Source organism: Streptomyces albus subsp. chlorinus (genome assembly GCF_013302895.1).
Classification (GTDB): Bacteria; Actinomycetota; Actinomycetes; order Streptomycetales; family Streptomycetaceae; genus Streptomyces; species Streptomyces chlorinus.
Genome location: NZ_VJOK01000001.1, coordinates 556,817 through 572,687, shown reverse-complemented (window position 1 = coordinate 572,687; position 15,871 = coordinate 556,817). Strand labels below are relative to the sequence as shown.

13 protein-coding genes are annotated in these 15,871 nt (G+C 73.6%); 11 read left to right on the top strand and 2 right to left on the bottom strand.

Annotated features, from left to right (window positions below):
* The first annotated feature begins 178 nt into the window (after nt 1-178).
* From FM076_RS02650 to FM076_RS02600, 11 genes are all read left to right on the top strand, one after another.
* Entirely contained in the window at nt 179-2,413 is a 2,235-nt protein-coding gene (locus FM076_RS02650; protein ID WP_173868336.1) for an MMPL family transporter, read from the top strand.
* A gap of 4 nt (nt 2,414-2,417) precedes the next feature.
* Nucleotides 2,418-3,608 carry a sensor histidine kinase gene (locus tag FM076_RS02645; RefSeq protein ID WP_173868335.1) on the top strand — a complete coding sequence of 397 codons (1,191 nt, stop codon included), beginning with the start codon at nt 2,418-2,420 and terminating at the stop codon, nt 3,606-3,608.
* A complete protein-coding gene (locus FM076_RS02640) occupies nt 3,605-4,276 on the top strand; it encodes a response regulator transcription factor (RefSeq protein WP_345944864.1) in 672 nt (223 codons plus the stop codon). The genes FM076_RS02645 and FM076_RS02640 overlap by 4 nt, the downstream gene beginning before the upstream one ends.
* A gap of 103 nt (nt 4,277-4,379) precedes the next feature.
* Complete coding sequence (locus FM076_RS02635) at nt 4,380-5,006, top strand: sigma-70 family RNA polymerase sigma factor (protein WP_173868334.1); 627 nt, start codon at nt 4,380-4,382, stop codon at nt 5,004-5,006.
* The gene (locus FM076_RS02630; RefSeq protein WP_173868333.1) at nt 5,003-6,061 is read left to right on the top strand and encodes a CU044_5270 family protein; all 1,059 of its coding nucleotides are present in this window, start codon (nt 5,003-5,005) and stop codon (nt 6,059-6,061) included. Before FM076_RS02635 ends, FM076_RS02630 begins: the two co-directional genes overlap by 4 nt.
* A 528-nt stretch (nt 6,062-6,589) precedes the next feature.
* Nucleotides 6,590-7,456 (top strand): endo alpha-1,4 polygalactosaminidase, encoded by an 867-nt coding sequence (locus FM076_RS02625; protein ID WP_173868332.1) that lies wholly within the window; start codon nt 6,590-6,592, stop codon nt 7,454-7,456.
* Nucleotides 7,457-7,629: 173 nt separating this feature from the next.
* Nucleotides 7,630-8,964, top strand: coding sequence for an ABC transporter substrate-binding protein (locus FM076_RS02620; RefSeq protein WP_173868331.1), 1,335 nt, complete (start codon nt 7,630-7,632; stop codon nt 8,962-8,964).
* 9 nt (nt 8,965-8,973) lie between these two features.
* The gene (locus FM076_RS02615; RefSeq protein WP_173868330.1) at nt 8,974-10,020 is read left to right on the top strand and encodes a carbohydrate ABC transporter permease; all 1,047 of its coding nucleotides are present in this window, start codon (nt 8,974-8,976) and stop codon (nt 10,018-10,020) included.
* The gene (locus tag FM076_RS02610; RefSeq protein ID WP_173868329.1) at nt 10,017-10,913 is read left to right on the top strand and encodes a carbohydrate ABC transporter permease; all 897 of its coding nucleotides are present in this window, start codon (nt 10,017-10,019) and stop codon (nt 10,911-10,913) included. Before FM076_RS02615 ends, FM076_RS02610 begins: the two co-directional genes overlap by 4 nt.
* An 88-nt stretch (nt 10,914-11,001) precedes the next feature.
* Nucleotides 11,002-12,003: a carbohydrate kinase family protein gene (locus FM076_RS02605; protein ID WP_173868328.1), complete on the top strand. Its 1,002-nt coding sequence runs from the start codon at nt 11,002-11,004 to the stop codon at nt 12,001-12,003.
* Entirely contained in the window at nt 12,003-13,322 is a 1,320-nt protein-coding gene (locus FM076_RS02600) for an alpha-glucosidase/alpha-galactosidase (RefSeq protein ID WP_173868327.1), read from the top strand. The genes FM076_RS02605 and FM076_RS02600 overlap by 1 nt, the downstream gene beginning before the upstream one ends.
* A gap of 84 nt (nt 13,323-13,406) precedes the next feature.
* Here the strand turns inward: FM076_RS02600 and FM076_RS02595 are convergent, their stop codons facing one another.
* Nucleotides 13,407-14,324, bottom strand: coding sequence for an SGNH/GDSL hydrolase family protein (locus FM076_RS02595; RefSeq protein ID WP_173868326.1), 918 nt, complete (start codon nt 14,322-14,324; stop codon nt 13,407-13,409).
* Nucleotides 14,325-14,586: 262 nt separating this feature from the next.
* Nucleotides 14,587-15,585, bottom strand: coding sequence for a PP2C family protein-serine/threonine phosphatase (locus FM076_RS33300; protein WP_345944863.1), 999 nt, complete (start codon nt 15,583-15,585; stop codon nt 14,587-14,589).
* Nucleotides 15,586-15,871 lie beyond the last annotated feature (286 nt).

The following is a 15,871-nucleotide window of genomic DNA, read 5'->3' as shown; positions in this document are numbered from 1 at the left end:
ATCCGCGACGTCCCCCGGCGCCGGGCACGGGCGAGGCGGCGATGGCGCCGCCCTCCGGGCACCCGCGACCGCGCCCCGGGGTTCCTCCAGCGGTACCGAAGGGTCCACCGGTCGGTTGACGGCAGGTTCCATCTGCCGGTGCTGTCGGCGGCCGTACCGCGGCGACCAGCATGAACGCATGACGACATTGCTGGTGAAAGCCGCACGCCACAGCGCGGCGCACCCGTGGAAGGCCATCGCGGGGTGGTTCCTGTTCGTGGCGCTGTGCCTGGGTGCCGGACTCTCCGCGGGCTCCCACACGGCCACCACCGAGGACTTCCGCATCGGTGAGGCGGGACGGGCCGAGACCCTCGCCGCCGAGGGAGGACTCCAACAGCGCCCGGTGGAGCAGATATTGATCACCAGGGCACCGGGGGAGGGGAGGGGCCGCTCGCTGAAGGGCAGCGGGGCGCGGGCCGCTGCCGCCGACGTCGCGGCCCGGATGCGGAAGCTGCCCGAGGTCCGCTCCGTCAGCGCGCCCGTGCGCGCCGCCGACGGCAGCGCCCTGCGGATCTCCGTGACGCTGAAGGGCCCGGAACTCGACGGCAAGAAGCATGTGGAGCCGCTGCTGGCCGAGACCGGCAGGGCCGCCGCCGGCCACCCCGGGCTGCGGATCGAGGAGGTCGGGGGAGCGTCCGTCAGCAAGGGCGTCGACGAGCTGCGCTCCAAGGAACTGGCCCGCACCGAGCAGATCGCGCTGCCGGTCACCCTGGTGACGCTGCTGCTGGTGTTCGGCTCGGTGGCGATGGCGGTGGTGCCGCTGCTGCTGGCACTGACGTCCATCGTCGCCGCCGTCGGGCTGTCGATGCTGGCCTCGCACCTCTTCCCCGACGCGGGCGTCGGCACCAACGTCATCCTGCTGATCGGGCTGGCCGTCGGCGTGGACTACACGCTCTTCTACCTCAAACGGGAACGCGAGGAGCGGGCCAGGGCGCGGGGGCGGCTCAGCTCGCGTGCGGTGGTCGAGCTGGCGGCCGCCACCTCCGGCCGCGCGGTCGTCCTGTCCGGCCTGGCCGTCGCCGTCTCCAGCGCGACGCTCTACCTGGCCGACGACGTGATCTTCTCCTCGCTCGCCACCGGGGCCGTACTCGTCACACTCGTCGCCGTGGTCAGCTCCCTGACGGTGCTGCCCGCGCTGCTGGCGAAGCTGGGCGAGCGCGCCGAACGCCGCGCCGAACGCCGTGCCACCCGGAGGGCGGCGTCCGGTGCGGCGGACTCCGCCCGGCGCACCGGACGGACCTGGGCGCGGCGCCGGCGCACCGGCCGGATCACCGAGGCGCTGCTGTCCCGCGTCGAGAAGCGCCCCGCGGTCACGCTCGGGCTCGCCGTGGCGGTGCTGCTCGCACTGGCGGCGCCCCTGCTGGGCATCAATCTGACCGACATGGGACGCGAGACCCACCCGCGGTCCGTTCCGGTGATGCAGACCTTCGACCGGCTCAACACCGCCTTCCCCGAGCTGAAGGCGGCCCACCGGGTCGTCGTACGGGACGGCGCGGACCGGGCCGGGCGGGTCTCCTCGGCGCTGCGCGTCCTCGCGCGGGACGCGAAGCAGGACCCGGCACTGGCCGGCAGCTCCCGGCTCCGTGCCTCGTCCGACGGCCGGACCACCGTGCTGGAGCTGCCCGTGCCCCACCATGTGAGCACCGACGAGGCCCGCTCCTCGCTGGAGCGCCTCCGCGGCCGGTACGTACCCAGGGCCGCCGCCGCACTTCCCGGTGCCGAGATCGCCGTGACCGGTGACGTCGCCCGCTACGCCGACTACCCCGAGCACCAGAAGCGGCAACTCCCCCTGGTCATCGGCGCGCTGCTGCTCGTCACCTTCGCGATGACCGTCTGGGCGTTCCGCTCGGTGGTGCTCGCCCTGGCCGGTGCCCTGCTGAACCTGCTGTCCGCCGCGGCATCGCTCGGTGTGCTGGTGGCCGTCTTCCAGCACCACTGGGCGGAGGACCTGCTCGACTTCACCTCCACCGGGTCGATCGGCTCCCGGGTGCCGCTGTTCCTCTTCGTCATCCTCTTCGGCCTCTCCATGGACTACCAGGTGTTCGTGGTCAGCCGGATCCAGGAAGCCGTCCGGGCCGGTTCCCCCACCCGGGAGGCGGTCAGGGCGGGCGTCCGCAGCTCGGCGGGCGTGGTGACCAGCGCGGCGGTGGTCATGGTGACCGTCTTCGCCAGCTTCGCCGCACTCCACCTGATCGAGATGAAGCAGATCGGCTTCAGCCTGTCCGTCGCCGTGCTGCTGGACGCCTTCGTCATCCGCCTGCTGGTCCTGCCCGCGCTGATGCTGCTGCTCGGCGAGGCCAACTGGTGGCCCTCGCGCCCCCGCCGGGAGAGCGGGAGCGCACCGGCTCGGCGTCCGCTCGCGCACGTAGGGTGAGGCCATGCCTCCTGCCTCTCAGCTCGGTGAACGGGCCCCGGCTGCCACCTTCCACCGGTGGTACTCGGCCGGCTGGGTGCTGTTCGGGCTGGCGCCCCCGGCCATCGGCGTCGCCGACGAGCCCACCCCTACGCGGCTGCTCGCCTGGGCCGTGGTGGTCGCGCTCGGACTGTGCTACGCCAGCCTGCGCGGCCGCGCCGAGCGGCCGGCGGTGCGGCCGAGGGCCTTCCTCACCGTGCTCGTCGCGGGGATGGGCGTGCTGTCGGCCCTCCTCGGCGGCGGGGCGGCCCTGTTCGTGGTGTCACTGCCGCTGTTCTGGATCCACACCCGCGGCTCGCGCGCCCCGGTGCTCTGGAGCGGGGCCGCCGCGGTGGTCTCGGTGGTGGCGGGGCTGCCGCGCGAACAGTGGGACCCGGAGTTCTTCGGCGGCGACCTGACGATCACCGCGTTCGGCTACGCCGCCGGTGTCGGCCTGGGGTTGTGGGCGCGCCGCGTCCTGGAGCAGGGCGAGGCGCGTGCCCACCGTCTGGGCACCGAACTCCAGGACGCGCAGCGGGAGTTGGTGCGGGCCCACCAGCGGCGGGGCGCGGCCGAGGAGCGGGAGCGCATGGCGCGGGAGATCCACGACACCCTCGCCCAGGGGTTCGCCTCCATCGTGGTGCTGGCCGAGGCGGCGCGGGAGAACGTGGCGGCCGACCCGGCGAAGAGCCTGCGCCAGCTGGAGTCCATCGAGCGGACCGCCCGCGAGAACCTGGCCGAGGCCCGGGTGCTGGTCGGGTCGGCCCCGCGTGAGGGGATCGCCCCCGGCTCGGTCGCGCGGACCCTGCGCCGCGCGCTGGACCGGTTCGCGCAGGACACGGGGATCGCCGTGGACGCCGAGCTGCCGGACCTGGCGTGCGACCAGCCGACCCGGATCGCGCTGCTGCGCTGCGCCCAGGAGTCGCTCGCCAACGTGCGCAAGCACGCGGCCGCCACCCACGTCGGCGTCGTGCTGACCGGCGGTGACGGCTGCGTCGAGCTGGAGATCACGGACGACGGAAGGGGTTTCGTGGTGGCCCGGGCGAGCGGATTCGGACTGGACGGCATGGCCAGGCGCCTGGCGGAACTGGGCGGGGAGCTGACCGTCACCAGTGCGCCGGGGGAGGGCACCCGGGTACTGGCCGCGCTGCCGGTGCGTGAGGGGGCCGCCGCGTGAGCCCGCCCGCGAGTGCCGGGACCTCGCCCGGCGGCCGGAGCGCCGTCCGGGTCGTCGTCGTGGACGACCACGCGGTGATGCGGGCCGGGGTGGTGGCGCTGCTGGCCCCCGAACCCTCGATCACCGTGGTCGGTGAGGCGGGGGACGGACGGGAGGCGGTCTCCCTGATCGAGTCGCTCCGGCCGGACGTCGCCCTCATGGACCTGCGCATGCCGGTGCTCGACGGGGTGAGCGCCACCGAGCGCGTCGTCGCGGGCCCGGCGCCGGCCAGGGTGCTGATCCTGACGACGTACGACACCGATGCGGAGATCGAGCGGGCGGTCGAGGCGGGCGCGGTCGGCTACCTGCTCAAGGACGCCACCCGCGAACAGCTCGCCGACGCCGTCCACGCCGCCTCCCGAGGGGAGACGGTGCTCGCGCCCCGCGTCGCCGAGCGCCTGGTCGCCCGGCTGCGCCGGCCCCCGGCCGCCGCCCTCACGCCACGGGAGCTGGACGTGCTGAACGGCGCCGCCGACGGGCTGTCCAACGCCGCCATCGGTGAGCGGCTGCACATCGCGGAGGCGACCGTGAAGACCCACCTGCTGCGGGTGTTCGCCAAGCTGGATGTCAGCGACCGCACCCATGCGGTGGTCGTGGCCCTCGACCGCGGCCTGCTGGTCCGCCGCTGAGCGGCCGGCCGGGGACCGCCGCCGCGCCCTGCCCTCCGGTGGACGCACCGGTGCGTGACGCGGACCACAGGAACCCCTCCCGTCCCGCGGAGAGGAGACAGGTGTGAGGGACTCAGAGAACGAGGTACGCCGACGCGTGCGCGAGGGGGAACGCGCGGCGTTCGCCCAGCTGTACGAGGAGTGTGCCCGCGCCGTCTACAACCACGCGCTGCGGCTGACCGGCGACTGGTCGACGGCCGAAGAAGTCATGTCCGAGACGTTCCTGGCCGCCTGGCGGAACCGGGAGAAGGTGGATGAGGAGGGCGGCCCGCTGCTGCCCTGGCTGCTGGGCATCGCCACCCACAAGGCGGACAACGCCCGCCGGGGCCTGCGCAGGCGGATGCTCTTCCTGGCGCGCCAGCCCCGGCCGCGCGAGGTGGAGGACTTCGCGCCCACCACGGTCGGGCGCATCGACGACGAGCGGCGCCTCCGCGCGATCCAGGCGGCCCTGGGGAAGCTGCGGCGGCAGGAGCGCGAGGTGCTGGCCCTGTGCGTGTGGTCCGGCCTGGACTACCAGCAGACCGCCCAGGCCCTCGGCATCGCCGTCGGCACGGTGCGGTCCCGCCTCTCCCGCGCCCGCAAGAAGCTGGCCCGGCTCGCGGAAGAAAATCCGGAACCCCCGGCCGCCCGCGGAGAGATGACAAGTGCGGCCGCACTCGCGGCCCTGCCCGTGCGGGAGGAGCCCACATGAAGCACACCACCACTTCCGCGTCCCCGAACCCCGCGGACCCGGAGCGGGACGGCGATCGCGACCAGCTCGCCCGTCTGCTGCCGGCCCCGGCCGAAGCGGACCTCTCGCGCGAGCAGCACCTCCGTCACAAGGATCTGCTGATGCGCCACATCGACCGTGACCTGACCTCTGACCGGCCCGCCCGCCGGCTGCTGCGGCCCGCCCTCCTGGCGCCGGTCACCGCCCTCGCCCTGGCCGGCGCCCTCACCGCCGGCCTCACGCTCTCCGGCGACCGGGACGACCCCGGCACCCGGCACGCCGCCGAGATGCGGCCCGCCGCCGCCCTGCTGCACCGGATCTCCGACGCCACGCAGCAGCGCGACACCCCCACCGTCCGGGACGACCAGTTCGTCTACACCAGGGAGAAGGTCCGCGAGGCCGACATCACCAGCGGGAAGGCGGTGGTCGGCCCGCTGAAGGCGCGGGAGACCTGGGCCGCCCAGAAGCCGGGCCGCCTGCACAAGCTCGGCCTCACCCGGGTCGACGGGGAGACGCTGCCCATCAACGCCGAACTGGGTGACACCGACGGCACCCCGGCCGGGCTCAGCCGTCCCACCTACCGCTGGCTCGGCTCGCTGCCCACCGACCCCGGCAAGCTGCTGGCCTACCTCTACGACAAGACCCCGAAGGCGGAGGGCCGGGAGCGCGACCAGCAGGTGTTCGAGGAGATCGGGGACCTGCTCGGCAGGCTGACCCCGCCGCGTACCGCCGCCGCGCTCTACCAGGCGGCGGCCCGCATCCCCGGCGTCGAGCGGGCCCCGCAGGCCCACGACGCGCTCGGGCGGCGGGGTCTGGGCATCGCCCGTGACGACAGGCGGCACGGCGTCCGCACCGAATGGGTCTTCGCGAAGGGCGACTACTCCTTCCTCGGCTCCCGCAGCTACCTGACCGAGGCCACCGACTACGGCAAGGCGGGCACGCTGCTGTCGAGTACGGCCGTGATCCAGCACGCCGTCGTGGACAAGGCGGGCCGCAGGCCCGCCGCCGAACCGGCCGGGGCCACCCGCGGGAGCTGACCCCCCGGTGGCGGGTGGCCCGGCCTCCCCTGCGGGGCCGGGCCACCCGCCGTCCCTCGGCGGGAACAACCCCCGCTGAGGCTCCTCGTCGGCGGCCGTGAGCCGGGCGGCGAGACCGCCGGCAAAGCCCAGCAGCGAGCCGGGCTCCCCGCGGCCCTTCCCGCGGGCTGGAACCCCCGGCAGGACGGCCGTCCCCGACGCGGCCGGACCCGGCCGGCACCGTGCGCGGATTCCCCGCCTCCGCCCGCGGCGAGCCGCCCTTACCGCCTCGCGCGGAGGGAGCCACGGCGGCGGTACGGGCGCGCTCCCTCCCTGCGCAAAGGTGCGTAAAAGAACGCGGTTTCGAGCAGGAGTGAACTCTTGACACCGGGTGCGGCGGTGGGTTTACTCCGTGGCACGTCGTAGGCGAGTACTCGACGTCAGACGGTACGCCCAGCCGGTATGCGGCCCTGCCGCGAGCCCGGACTGAGTCGCCAGGACCCTGCGTCCGAGGCGGGGACGTACCCTCCACTTCTCTGGAGTTCGACGATGCACGCTGTCCGTCGACGCCCGCACAGGGCACTCGGAGCCGCCGTCGCAGCGGCGGCCCTGTTGCTGACGGCCGCACAGGTCAACGCTTCCTCGGCAGCGGCCGAGGAAGAACACCCATCCACCCAGGACCGCACGGCAGCGAAGGACCTGAAGCTGCCCCCGGCGCACGCCGGCTTCGACTACCAGATCGGCGGCGCCTACAAGCCCCCGGCCGGTGTCGGTGTCGTCACCCGTGACCACACGGCCGAACCGGCCGCCGGGCTCTACAACATCTGCTACGTGAACGCCTACCAGACCCAGCCGGGCGCCGCGAACCAGTGGGACTCCGACCTGCTGCTGAAGGACGCGGACGGCAAGGTCATCTACGACGGCGAGTGGGACGGCGAAGCCCTTCTCGACCTGCGGACGGCGAAGAAGCGCGAGCGGATCGCCGCGAAGGTCAACGGCTGGATCGACGAGTGCGCCGCCAAGGGCTTCCAGGCGGTCGAGCCGGACAACTTCGACAGCTACGAGCGGTCCGAGAAGCTCCTCAACACCACTCAGGCCCAGGAGTACGCCCGCCTGCTGACCGAGCACGCGCACAGCAAGGGCCTGGCCGTCGGGCAGAAGAACGCCTCCGAGCTGGCCGGCGCACACACCGCGAACGGTTTCGACTTCGCGGTCGCCGAGCAGTGCGGCCAGTGGGACGAGTGCGAGAGCTACACCAAGGAGTTCGGTGACCACGTCGTCGTCATCGAGTACACCAAGGACGGCCTCGCCAAGGCGTGCGACGGCTGGGGCGACCAGCTGAGCATCGTGCGCCGCGACCTGAACGTCGTGCCTCCCTCCAAGGCCGGCTACGTCCGGGAGACCTGCGACGGCTGATCCCGCCGTCCCGTTCCCCGCACCACCTTTGTCACCGCACGGGTCCCCGTGAGCGGCGCGCGTGTCCACGCATGCGCACGAACGCATGACGCATGGCGCAGTGGCGCCTGAACGTACGCCGCTCCACCCGTGGCGTTCCCGACGTAACCGCACCCCTTCCTCCGGAGGTACTGATGGCCGTACCCAGCGGTGCCCCTCTCCCCGGGCCCTCGCGCCGCGGGATCGTACGCGGCGGCGGCGCGCTGGCGCTGGCCGCGGCCGCCGGGACGGCGATGACCGGCTGCGGCGCCGAGAAGGACGACGGCGCCGACGCCGGCGGCCGGGTCACGATCGAGCTGTGGCACGGCCAGGCCGACACCGCACGGGCCGCGCTGCGCCGGCTGGTGGACGACTTCGAGCGCAGCCACCCGCACATCCGGGTCGACATGGGGGGCGGTGTGCTCGCCGACGCCATGCTCCAGAAGGTGACCGCGGCCCTCGCCTCCGGCGCCTACCCCGACATCGCCTACATCTTCGGCTCCGACCTGGCCAATGTCGCACGCAGCCCCCAGGTCGTCGACCTGACCGACACCGTCGGCTCCGCGAGCACCCCGTGGAAGAACTACTGGGCCCCCGCCCGCGAAGCCGTCACCCTCAACGGGCGGGTCCGGGCCGCGCCCGCGTTGGTGGACGCGCTCGCCGTGGTCTGCAACAAGAAGCTCTTCGCCCGGGCCGGCCTCGATCTGCCCGAAGCGGGCTGGAGCTGGGACGACTTCGTCACGGTCGCGCGGAAGCTGACCGACAAGAAGGGCGGCAGGTTCGGCACCGGCTGGCCCGGCACGGGCGACGAGGACACGGTCTGGCGCCTGTGGCCCATGATCTGGGACCTGGGCGGCGACATCGTCGGCGACGACGGGCGCAGCATCGGGTTCGCGAAGCAGGGCGAGCGCGCCCTGGAGGTCGTGGAGGCGCTGGCGCGGGACAAGAGCGTCTACATCGACCCCAAGCCCGGCGGCGAGCAGATGTACCAGGTGTTCATGTCCGGCCGGATGGGCATGGCCCTCACCGGTCCCTGGCAGCTGCCCGACATCCGGCAGGCGAAGATCGACTACCACGTCGTGCCGCTGCCCAGCTTCTCCGGCCGGCCCGTGACCATCTCCGGACCCGACACCTGGACGGTCTTCGACAACGGCTCCGCGCGGGTGCGCGCCGCCCGTACCTTCGTGGACTGGCTGGCACGCCCCGCCCAGGACGTGCGCTGGGACGTGGAGGCGGGCAGCCTGCCGCTGAGCAGGCAGGCACAGGCCCTGCCGCTCTGGCAGCGCAAGGCCCGCGACACCACGGGGCTGGCGACCTTCACCAAGGCGCTGGAGAGCGCCCGGGTACGCCCCGCGCACCCGGCCTACCCCCAGGTCTCCCAAGCGGTGGGCCAGGCCATCATCTCGGTGCTGCTCGGCAGGAGCAGCCCCCGCGCGGCACTGCGCTCCTGCGCCGACGAGGCCAACGCCGCCCTCCTGATACCTCGCTGAGGAGCCACGATGCCCCAACATCCCGCGCCTCTCACGGTGGCGAGCCCGCCCACCGCCCGGCGCACCTCCCACTCCGGCTCCCCGAAGCCCGGCCCCGCCGAGGGGCGGCGTGCCCGGCGTGCCGCCCGCCGCCGCGAACAGACCACCGCGTGGGCCTTCGTCTCACCCGCCGTCCTCGTCATCCTGGGACTGAGCGTCCTCCCGGTCGTCTGGTCGCTGCTGCTGTCCTTCCAGGCCAACGACCTGGTCACCCCCAGCCGCTGGGTCGGCCTGGACAACTACCGGGCGCTGGCCGCCGACCCGCACTTCAGCCAGGCGGTCCGCAACACCCTGCTGTACACGGTGCTGTACGTGCCGCTCAGCCTGGTCGGCGGCCTGGCACTGGCCCTCGCGCTGAACCGGCGGATCCGGCTCGTCGGCCTCTACCGCACGCTGATCTTCGTGCCGTTCGTCGTCTCCGCCACGGCGCAGGGCGTGCTCTTCTCCTTCATCCTCGACCCCGAGTTCGGCATGGCCAACTCGGTGCTCAGCAGGCTGGGCCTCTCGACGCAGGGCTTCCTGACCGACCCCGGCCAGGCGCTGCTGGTGCTGGTGGGCATCACCCTGTGGAGCGGCACCGGCTTCTGCGTCGTGGTCTATCTGGCCGCTCTCCAGGACGTGCCCGAGTCCCTGATCGAGGCGGCGCGGCTGGACGGGGCGGGCCGCCGGCACATCCTGCGGCACGTCACCCTCCCGGCGCTCACGCCGGTCACCGTCTTCCTCGTCCTGTGGCAGATCATCCAGTCCCTCCAGGTCTTCGACCTGGTGTACGTCACCACCAAGGGCGGACCGCTGGGCTCCACCACGGTGGTCGTCTACTTCATCTGGGAGCAGGCGTTCAAGAGCTTCACCGCCGGATACGGGGCCGCCGCCGCCTACGTGCTGGCCGTGGCGCTGTGCCTGACCGGCGTCGTGATGCGGCTCGTCCGCGGCCGCACGGAGCGGCGCGCCCGCACCGGGTCCGACCGCGGCGGCCGGGGCGGCGCGGCCGGGCAGACCGAAGGAGCCGCACGATGACCCTCACAGCCCCGCGCACCGGCACCCGTCGCCGCACCACGGCGGCGGACACCCTCCCGGGCACCGCCCGGCGCCGCTCGTGGCTCCCCTTCAGCGCCTGGCACCTGCTGCTGGCGCCCCTGGCGCTGCTGTTCGCGCTGCCGCTGGTGTGGCTGCTGCTCAGTTCGGTGATGAGCAACGCGGAGATCAACCGGTTCCCCCCGGCGCTGTGGCCCTCCCACCTGGACCTGGGCGGCTACCGGTACGTGCTGGGCAACGCCCTGTTCCCGCGCTGGTTCCTCAACTCGTTCATCGTCTCGGCCGTCGCCGTCGCCGCCAATCTGCTGTTCGGCTCCCTGGGCGGCTACGCGTTCGCCCGGATGCGGTTCGCCGGCTCCCGGACGCTGCTGGTGCTCATGCTGGCGACCATGGCCGTGCCGTTCCAGCTGACGATGATCCCCACCTTCCTGGTGATGAAGCGGCTCGGCCTCATCGACACGCTCGGCGCGCTGATCGTGCCCTCCCTGGTCACCCCGTTCGCGGTCTTCCTGCTGCGGCAGTTCTTCCTCTCGCTGCCCCGCGAACTGGAGGAGGCGGCCTGGCTCGACGGCTGCTCGCGGCTGCGGGTGCTCTTCACCATCGTGCTGCCGCTGTCCAGGCCCGCGTTGAGCACGGTCGCCGTCCTGACCTTCCTGACCACCTGGAACGACCTCACCTGGCCGCTGATCGCCATCAACCACGACACCCAGTACACCCTCCAGCTCGGTCTCACCACCTTCCAGGGCCAGCACCACACCCGGTGGTCGGCCGTGATGGCCGGGAACGTGCTCACCGTGCTGCCCGTCCTGCTGGCCTTCCTCGGCGCGCAGAAGTCGTTCATCCGCTCCCTCACCTCCACCGGCCTCAAGGGCTGAGACTCCCGGCGGACGCACGGGCCCCGCGCCCGGACCCGCCCCCACCACCGTGCCGGTACGTACCGCACTCCCATGCCTGGAAGGACCCATGCCCCACGACTACGACCTGCTCGTGATCGGCGACGTCAACCCGGATGTCGTCGTCGGGCCGCTGGACGGCCCGCTCGCCTTCGAGCAGCGCGAACAACTCGTCGGCTCCGGAACGCTGACCCTCGGCGGCTCCGCGGCGATCATGGCCTGCGGTGCGGCCCGGCTCGGCCTGCAGGTCGCTCTGGCCGGACGCGTCGGCGACGACGAGGCCGGCGAGTTCGTCCGGGACGCCCTCGCCGTCCGCGGTGTCGACACCGCGGCGCTGCGCGTGGACCCGGACCTGCCCACGCCGCTGACCGTCGTCGTCACCCGGGGAGAGGGGACCGGGGCCGACCGGGCCATCCTCACCAGCCCCGGCGCCCTGGCCGCGACCAGCGGAGCGGACGTGCCCCACCGCCTGCTGACGGCCGCCCGGCACGTCCACGCCGCCTCCTACTTCCTGATGCCGCGGCTCGCCGGCGCCCTGCCCGCGCTGCTGCGCACCGCGCGCTTCCGCGGTGCCACCACCTCGCTGGACACCAACGACGACCCGGCCGGGCGCTGGGACCCCGAAGGGCTGGCCGCGGTGCTCGCCGTCACCGACTACCTGCTGCCCAACGCGGCGGAGGCGCTCGCCCTGGCCGGTCTCGGCAGCGGCGGTTCGCCCGCCGAGGCGGCGGCGCGGCTGGCCGCCGGCGGCCCGGTCACCGTCGTCAAGAACGGCGCGGACGGTGCTCTCGCCCACGACGGGCGCACCCTGCTGACCGCACCGGGAATCCGCGTCACCCCGCGCGACACGGTCGGCGCGGGCGACAGCTTCGACGCCGGGTTCGTCGCCGCCAACCTGGCCGGGCTGCCGCTGTCCGAGGCGCTCGAGATGGCCGCCGTCTGCGGCGCGTTGTCGACCCGCGCGCACGGCGGCACCCCGGCCCAGCCCACCTGGGAGGAAGCCCGCGCCCGCACGGCCGTCCCGGCCGGTGCCGCCGGCCCGCCCACCACCACCGAACGGAAGAATGCGTGATGACCACCAGCGCGACCCCCAAGATCACTTTCATCGGCGCCGGCAGCGTCGTCTTCACCCAGGGGCTCCTCGCCGACCTGTTCGCCTTCCCCGAGCTGCGCAAGGCCCACATCTCCCTGCACGACATCGACCCCGAGCGGTTGGAGACGTCCCAGGCCGCGGCCCGCCACATCGCCCGGGTCCGCGACGCCGACCCGCGCATCACCACGCACGCCGACCGCCGCGAGGCGCTCAGGGACGCCGACTTCGTCATCAACTGCGTCCAGGTCGGCATGGGCGAGGCCACCCGCACCGACTTCGAGGTGCCGGCCCGCTTCGGGATCCGGCAGACCATCGGCGACACCCTCGGCATCGGCGGCATCTTCCGCGCCCTGCGCACCTTCCCGCTGCTCAAGGCGCTCGGCGAGGACATCACCGAGGTGTGCCCCGACGCCTGGCTGCTGAACTACACCAATCCGATGGCCATGAACGTCCAGTACGTGGCCCAGGCCACCGGACTGACCCGCGTGGTGGGCCTGTGCCACTCGGTGTACTGGACGATGCACGGGCTGGCCGAGCTGGTGGGCGTACCGCTGGAGGAGGTGGCCTACCGCGCCGCGGGCGTCAACCACCAGGCGTGGATCCTGGAGTTCACCCACGGCGGCACCGACCTGTACCGCAAGCTGGACGCCCTCATCGAGGAGGACCCGCAGCTGCGCCGCCGTACCCGCGTGGACATGTACCGCAGGCTGGGCTACTACCCGACCGAGACGAGCGAGCACTCGTCCGAGTACGTGCCCTGGTACCTGCGGCATGACAGCGAGATCGAGCGGCTCCGGCTGCCGGTCGGCGCCTACCTCGGCATCGTGGAGGAGAACGTCGCCGAGTACGAGCGCACCCGCGACGCCCTCGCCGCCGGGCGCCCCCTCAAGGTCGAGGGGTCGATGGAGTACGCGCCGCAGATCATCCACAGCATCGTCACCGGCACCCCGCGCACCGTCTACGGCAACGTGCCGAACCGGGGCCTGATCCCCAACCTGCCCGCTGACGGCACCGTGGAGGTGCCCTGCCTGGTGGACGCCTCGGGCGTCCAGCCCACCCGGACCGGCCCGCTGCCCGCCCAGCTGGCCGGGCTCAACCGCACGTATCTGAGCACCGTCGACCTGGTCGTCCGCGCCGCGCTGGAGGACGAGCCGGTCCGCATCCGGCAGGCCGCGATGACCGACCCCGCCACCGCCGCCACGCTGCCCCCGGAGCGCATCTGGGAGCTGTGCGACGCCATGGTCGAGGCGCACGCGGACCGCCTGCAGCCGGGACTCCGCGCCCTGCTGGGCAGCTGAGGCGACGGGCCGGGGCACCGGGGCCACTCCCCCTCCCGGAGCCCCGGCCCGTCTCGTGACCGGGGCCCGGCGCGCCGCCGGGCCTCAGCCGCGTGCGGCGGCCAGTACCGCTTCCGCCATCGCGCGGTGGCCCGCGGCGTTGGGATGGAAGCCGGCCGCGTCGGTCGCCTGGAGCGGCTCGACCCAGCGGGTTCCCACAGGCTTGCACATGTCGTGCCCGACCGAGGAGCTGTAGGTGTCCACGTACTCGGCGCCGCCGGCCGCGGCACGTGCGGCGAGCATGGAGTTCAGCCGCTTCTCGGTGTCCCGGAGCCAGGGCGCGTCGCCCTTGGCGAGGGAGACGGTCCTGGGGCAGTTCGTCCCGTCCTCGGGCAGCAGGTCCGGGTAGCCGACGACGAGGACGCGCGCGGCGGGTGCCCGGTCGTGGATGCCGCGCAGCACCTCGTCGATCTTCGTGGCGGTGGCCTGGATGCGCGCGGCCAGCTGGTCGGTGCCGCCGAGGGTGTAACTGGCCTTGCAGGGCGACCCGTTCGGCACCAGGGCGCCGAGGATCACGCAGCGCGCGACGATGTCCGCGAAGCCGATGTCGTTGCCGCCGATGCCGACGGTGACCAGGTCGGTGTTCTTGTCCAGCGCGTCGAACTGCGGGGGAGCGCTGCCCTGCGGTCTGGTCATCTCGGCGGTGGTGGCACCGCCGCAGCTCACGTCCTCGAAGGTGCCCGGCCCCAGCGTGGCGGCCGTCAGTGTGGGGTAGTTGCGGTCGGAGCGCTGGCAGTTCTCGTCCGTCTGGTTCGGAATGCCCGGCCCCGAGGTGTAGGAGTCCCCGAGCGAGACGTAGTGGGCGACGGCCTGCCGCGCCGCGGGCGAGCCGGGCGCCGTCGCGGTGGCGGACGGGGCACCGGCGAGGGTGAGCGCTGCCGTGGCCGGCAGGGCCACCGCGGCGGCCAGCACGGCACGCGACCGCGTCCGGGACTGTCGCTCGGACCTGGGGGAGGGGGGCATGGCGACCTCACAGGGGTGACGGCGGACGGGAAGCGGCGGTGCGGCGGTACGGCTGCGCGGCATGACGGTGGGGCGCGTGGCGCGGCAGAGCTGGCGCGGGGTGGTGGCGCGGCCGTCGGCGGCGCGTGACCCGGTGCTACCGAGCAGTAAGAGTGGCCACCAGCCGCGGCGGCGTCAATACCCCTGACACACAAGGGAGTCGGAGCCGCCGGGATGCCCCCAGTCTTCGGGGGCGTCGACGGGCGGCGGAGCGCCCGGCGGCTCAGTGCGACGGCACCGGGCGGACGGCGAGTACGGCGATGTCGTCGGTGCTGTCGGCGCCGAGGCCGATGAGCAGTTCGTCGCAGAAGACGTCGAGCGGCTCGTGGGCCAGGGCCGCCGCGTGGTCGCGGAGCCGCTCCATCGCGCGGTCGAGGGATTCGTCGCGGCGCTCGATGAGCCCGTCGGTGTACAGCAGCACCGTCGAATGCGCCGGAAGGGCGTCCGTGGCGGCGGGGCGCGGCATGTCGGGTTCCATGCCGAGCAGCAGCCCCGAGCCCTCGTCCAGATAGCGGGTGTGTCCCTCGCTGGTGGTCAGCAGCGGCGGCAGATGCCCGGCGGACGAATGCTTCAGCTCCCAGGGGCCGTTCGCGGGGCCCGTGACAAGGGCGTAGATGCAGGTGGCGGTGGCCTCCTGGTAGAGGGTGTGGTTCGCCACGTCGAGACGGCGCAGCACCTCGCCGGGCGGCTCCTGGCGGTCGATGGCGATGCCCCGCAGCATGCTGCGCAACTGGCTCATGGCGACGGCCGCCTCGATGTCGTGGCCGGTGACGTCGCCGATGACCAGCGCGGTCTGCCCGCCTGGGACGGTGAAGCAGTCGTACCAGTCGCCGCCGACCTGCGCGGTGGTGGAGGAGGGCGCGTAACGGGCGGCCATCCGCAGGTGGGGGATCCGGGGCAGCACGGGCAGCAGGGAGCGCTGGAGCCGCTCGGCGATGTGCCGTGTCTCCTGGAACAGGCGGGCACGCTCCACGCCGAGGGCGAGGTTGCGGGTCACCCCGTCCACCAGCGACAGCTCCTCCTCGCCGAACGGCTTCCGGGCCCCGGTGCGGGCCACGGTCAGCGCGCCGAAGACCGTCCCCCGGGCCCGGAGCGGGGCGACGATGGCACTGCTCGCCCCCATCCGCGCGAAGAGGTCGACATAGCCGGAGTCGAGGGGGCTGCCGGCCTCGCCCGGCGACGGCGCCCCGGTGAGCAGCAGCGGGCCGGCGCCGCGCAGCACCGCGCCAGCGGCCCGCGCGCCCGGACATCGGGGCAGTCTGCCCGCGCGGGCCTCGGCGGCCAGCGTCCTGGGTCGCGGTGGCTGGACGCAGACCGCTCCAGCTGATCGGGCTCCACGAGCAGGTCCACCACGGACCAGTCGGCCAGTTGCCGGGTCAGCAGCCGGCATACGTGCTGCAACCCCTCGTCCAGGCTCGGGGTGCTGCTCATCGCCTCCCCGATGTCGGCCAGCAGCGAGAGCCGCCGCTCCACCGCTGAACCGCCCGCCCGCTCACCGCTCACCCGCG

Coding starts and splice junctions, on each gene's coding strand:
- FM076_RS02650 (WP_173868336.1), top strand. CDS start 179: ATGACGACATTGCTGGTGAAAGCCGCACGCCACAGCGCGGCGCACCCG.
- FM076_RS02645 (WP_173868335.1), top strand. CDS start 2,418: ATGCCTCCTGCCTCTCAGCTCGGTGAACGGGCCCCGGCTGCCACCTTC.
- FM076_RS02630 (WP_173868333.1), top strand. CDS start 5,003: ATGAAGCACACCACCACTTCCGCGTCCCCGAACCCCGCGGACCCGGAG.
- FM076_RS02625 (WP_173868332.1), top strand. CDS start 6,590: ATGCACGCTGTCCGTCGACGCCCGCACAGGGCACTCGGAGCCGCCGTC.
- FM076_RS02620 (WP_173868331.1), top strand. CDS start 7,630: ATGGCCGTACCCAGCGGTGCCCCTCTCCCCGGGCCCTCGCGCCGCGGG.
- FM076_RS02615 (WP_173868330.1), top strand. CDS start 8,974: ATGCCCCAACATCCCGCGCCTCTCACGGTGGCGAGCCCGCCCACCGCC.
- FM076_RS02610 (WP_173868329.1), top strand. CDS start 10,017: ATGACCCTCACAGCCCCGCGCACCGGCACCCGTCGCCGCACCACGGCG.
- FM076_RS02605 (WP_173868328.1), top strand. CDS start 11,002: ATGCCCCACGACTACGACCTGCTCGTGATCGGCGACGTCAACCCGGAT.
- FM076_RS02600 (WP_173868327.1), top strand. CDS start 12,003: ATGACCACCAGCGCGACCCCCAAGATCACTTTCATCGGCGCCGGCAGC.
- FM076_RS02595 (WP_173868326.1), bottom strand. CDS start 14,324: ATGCCCCCCTCCCCCAGGTCCGAGCGACAGTCCCGGACGCGGTCGCGT.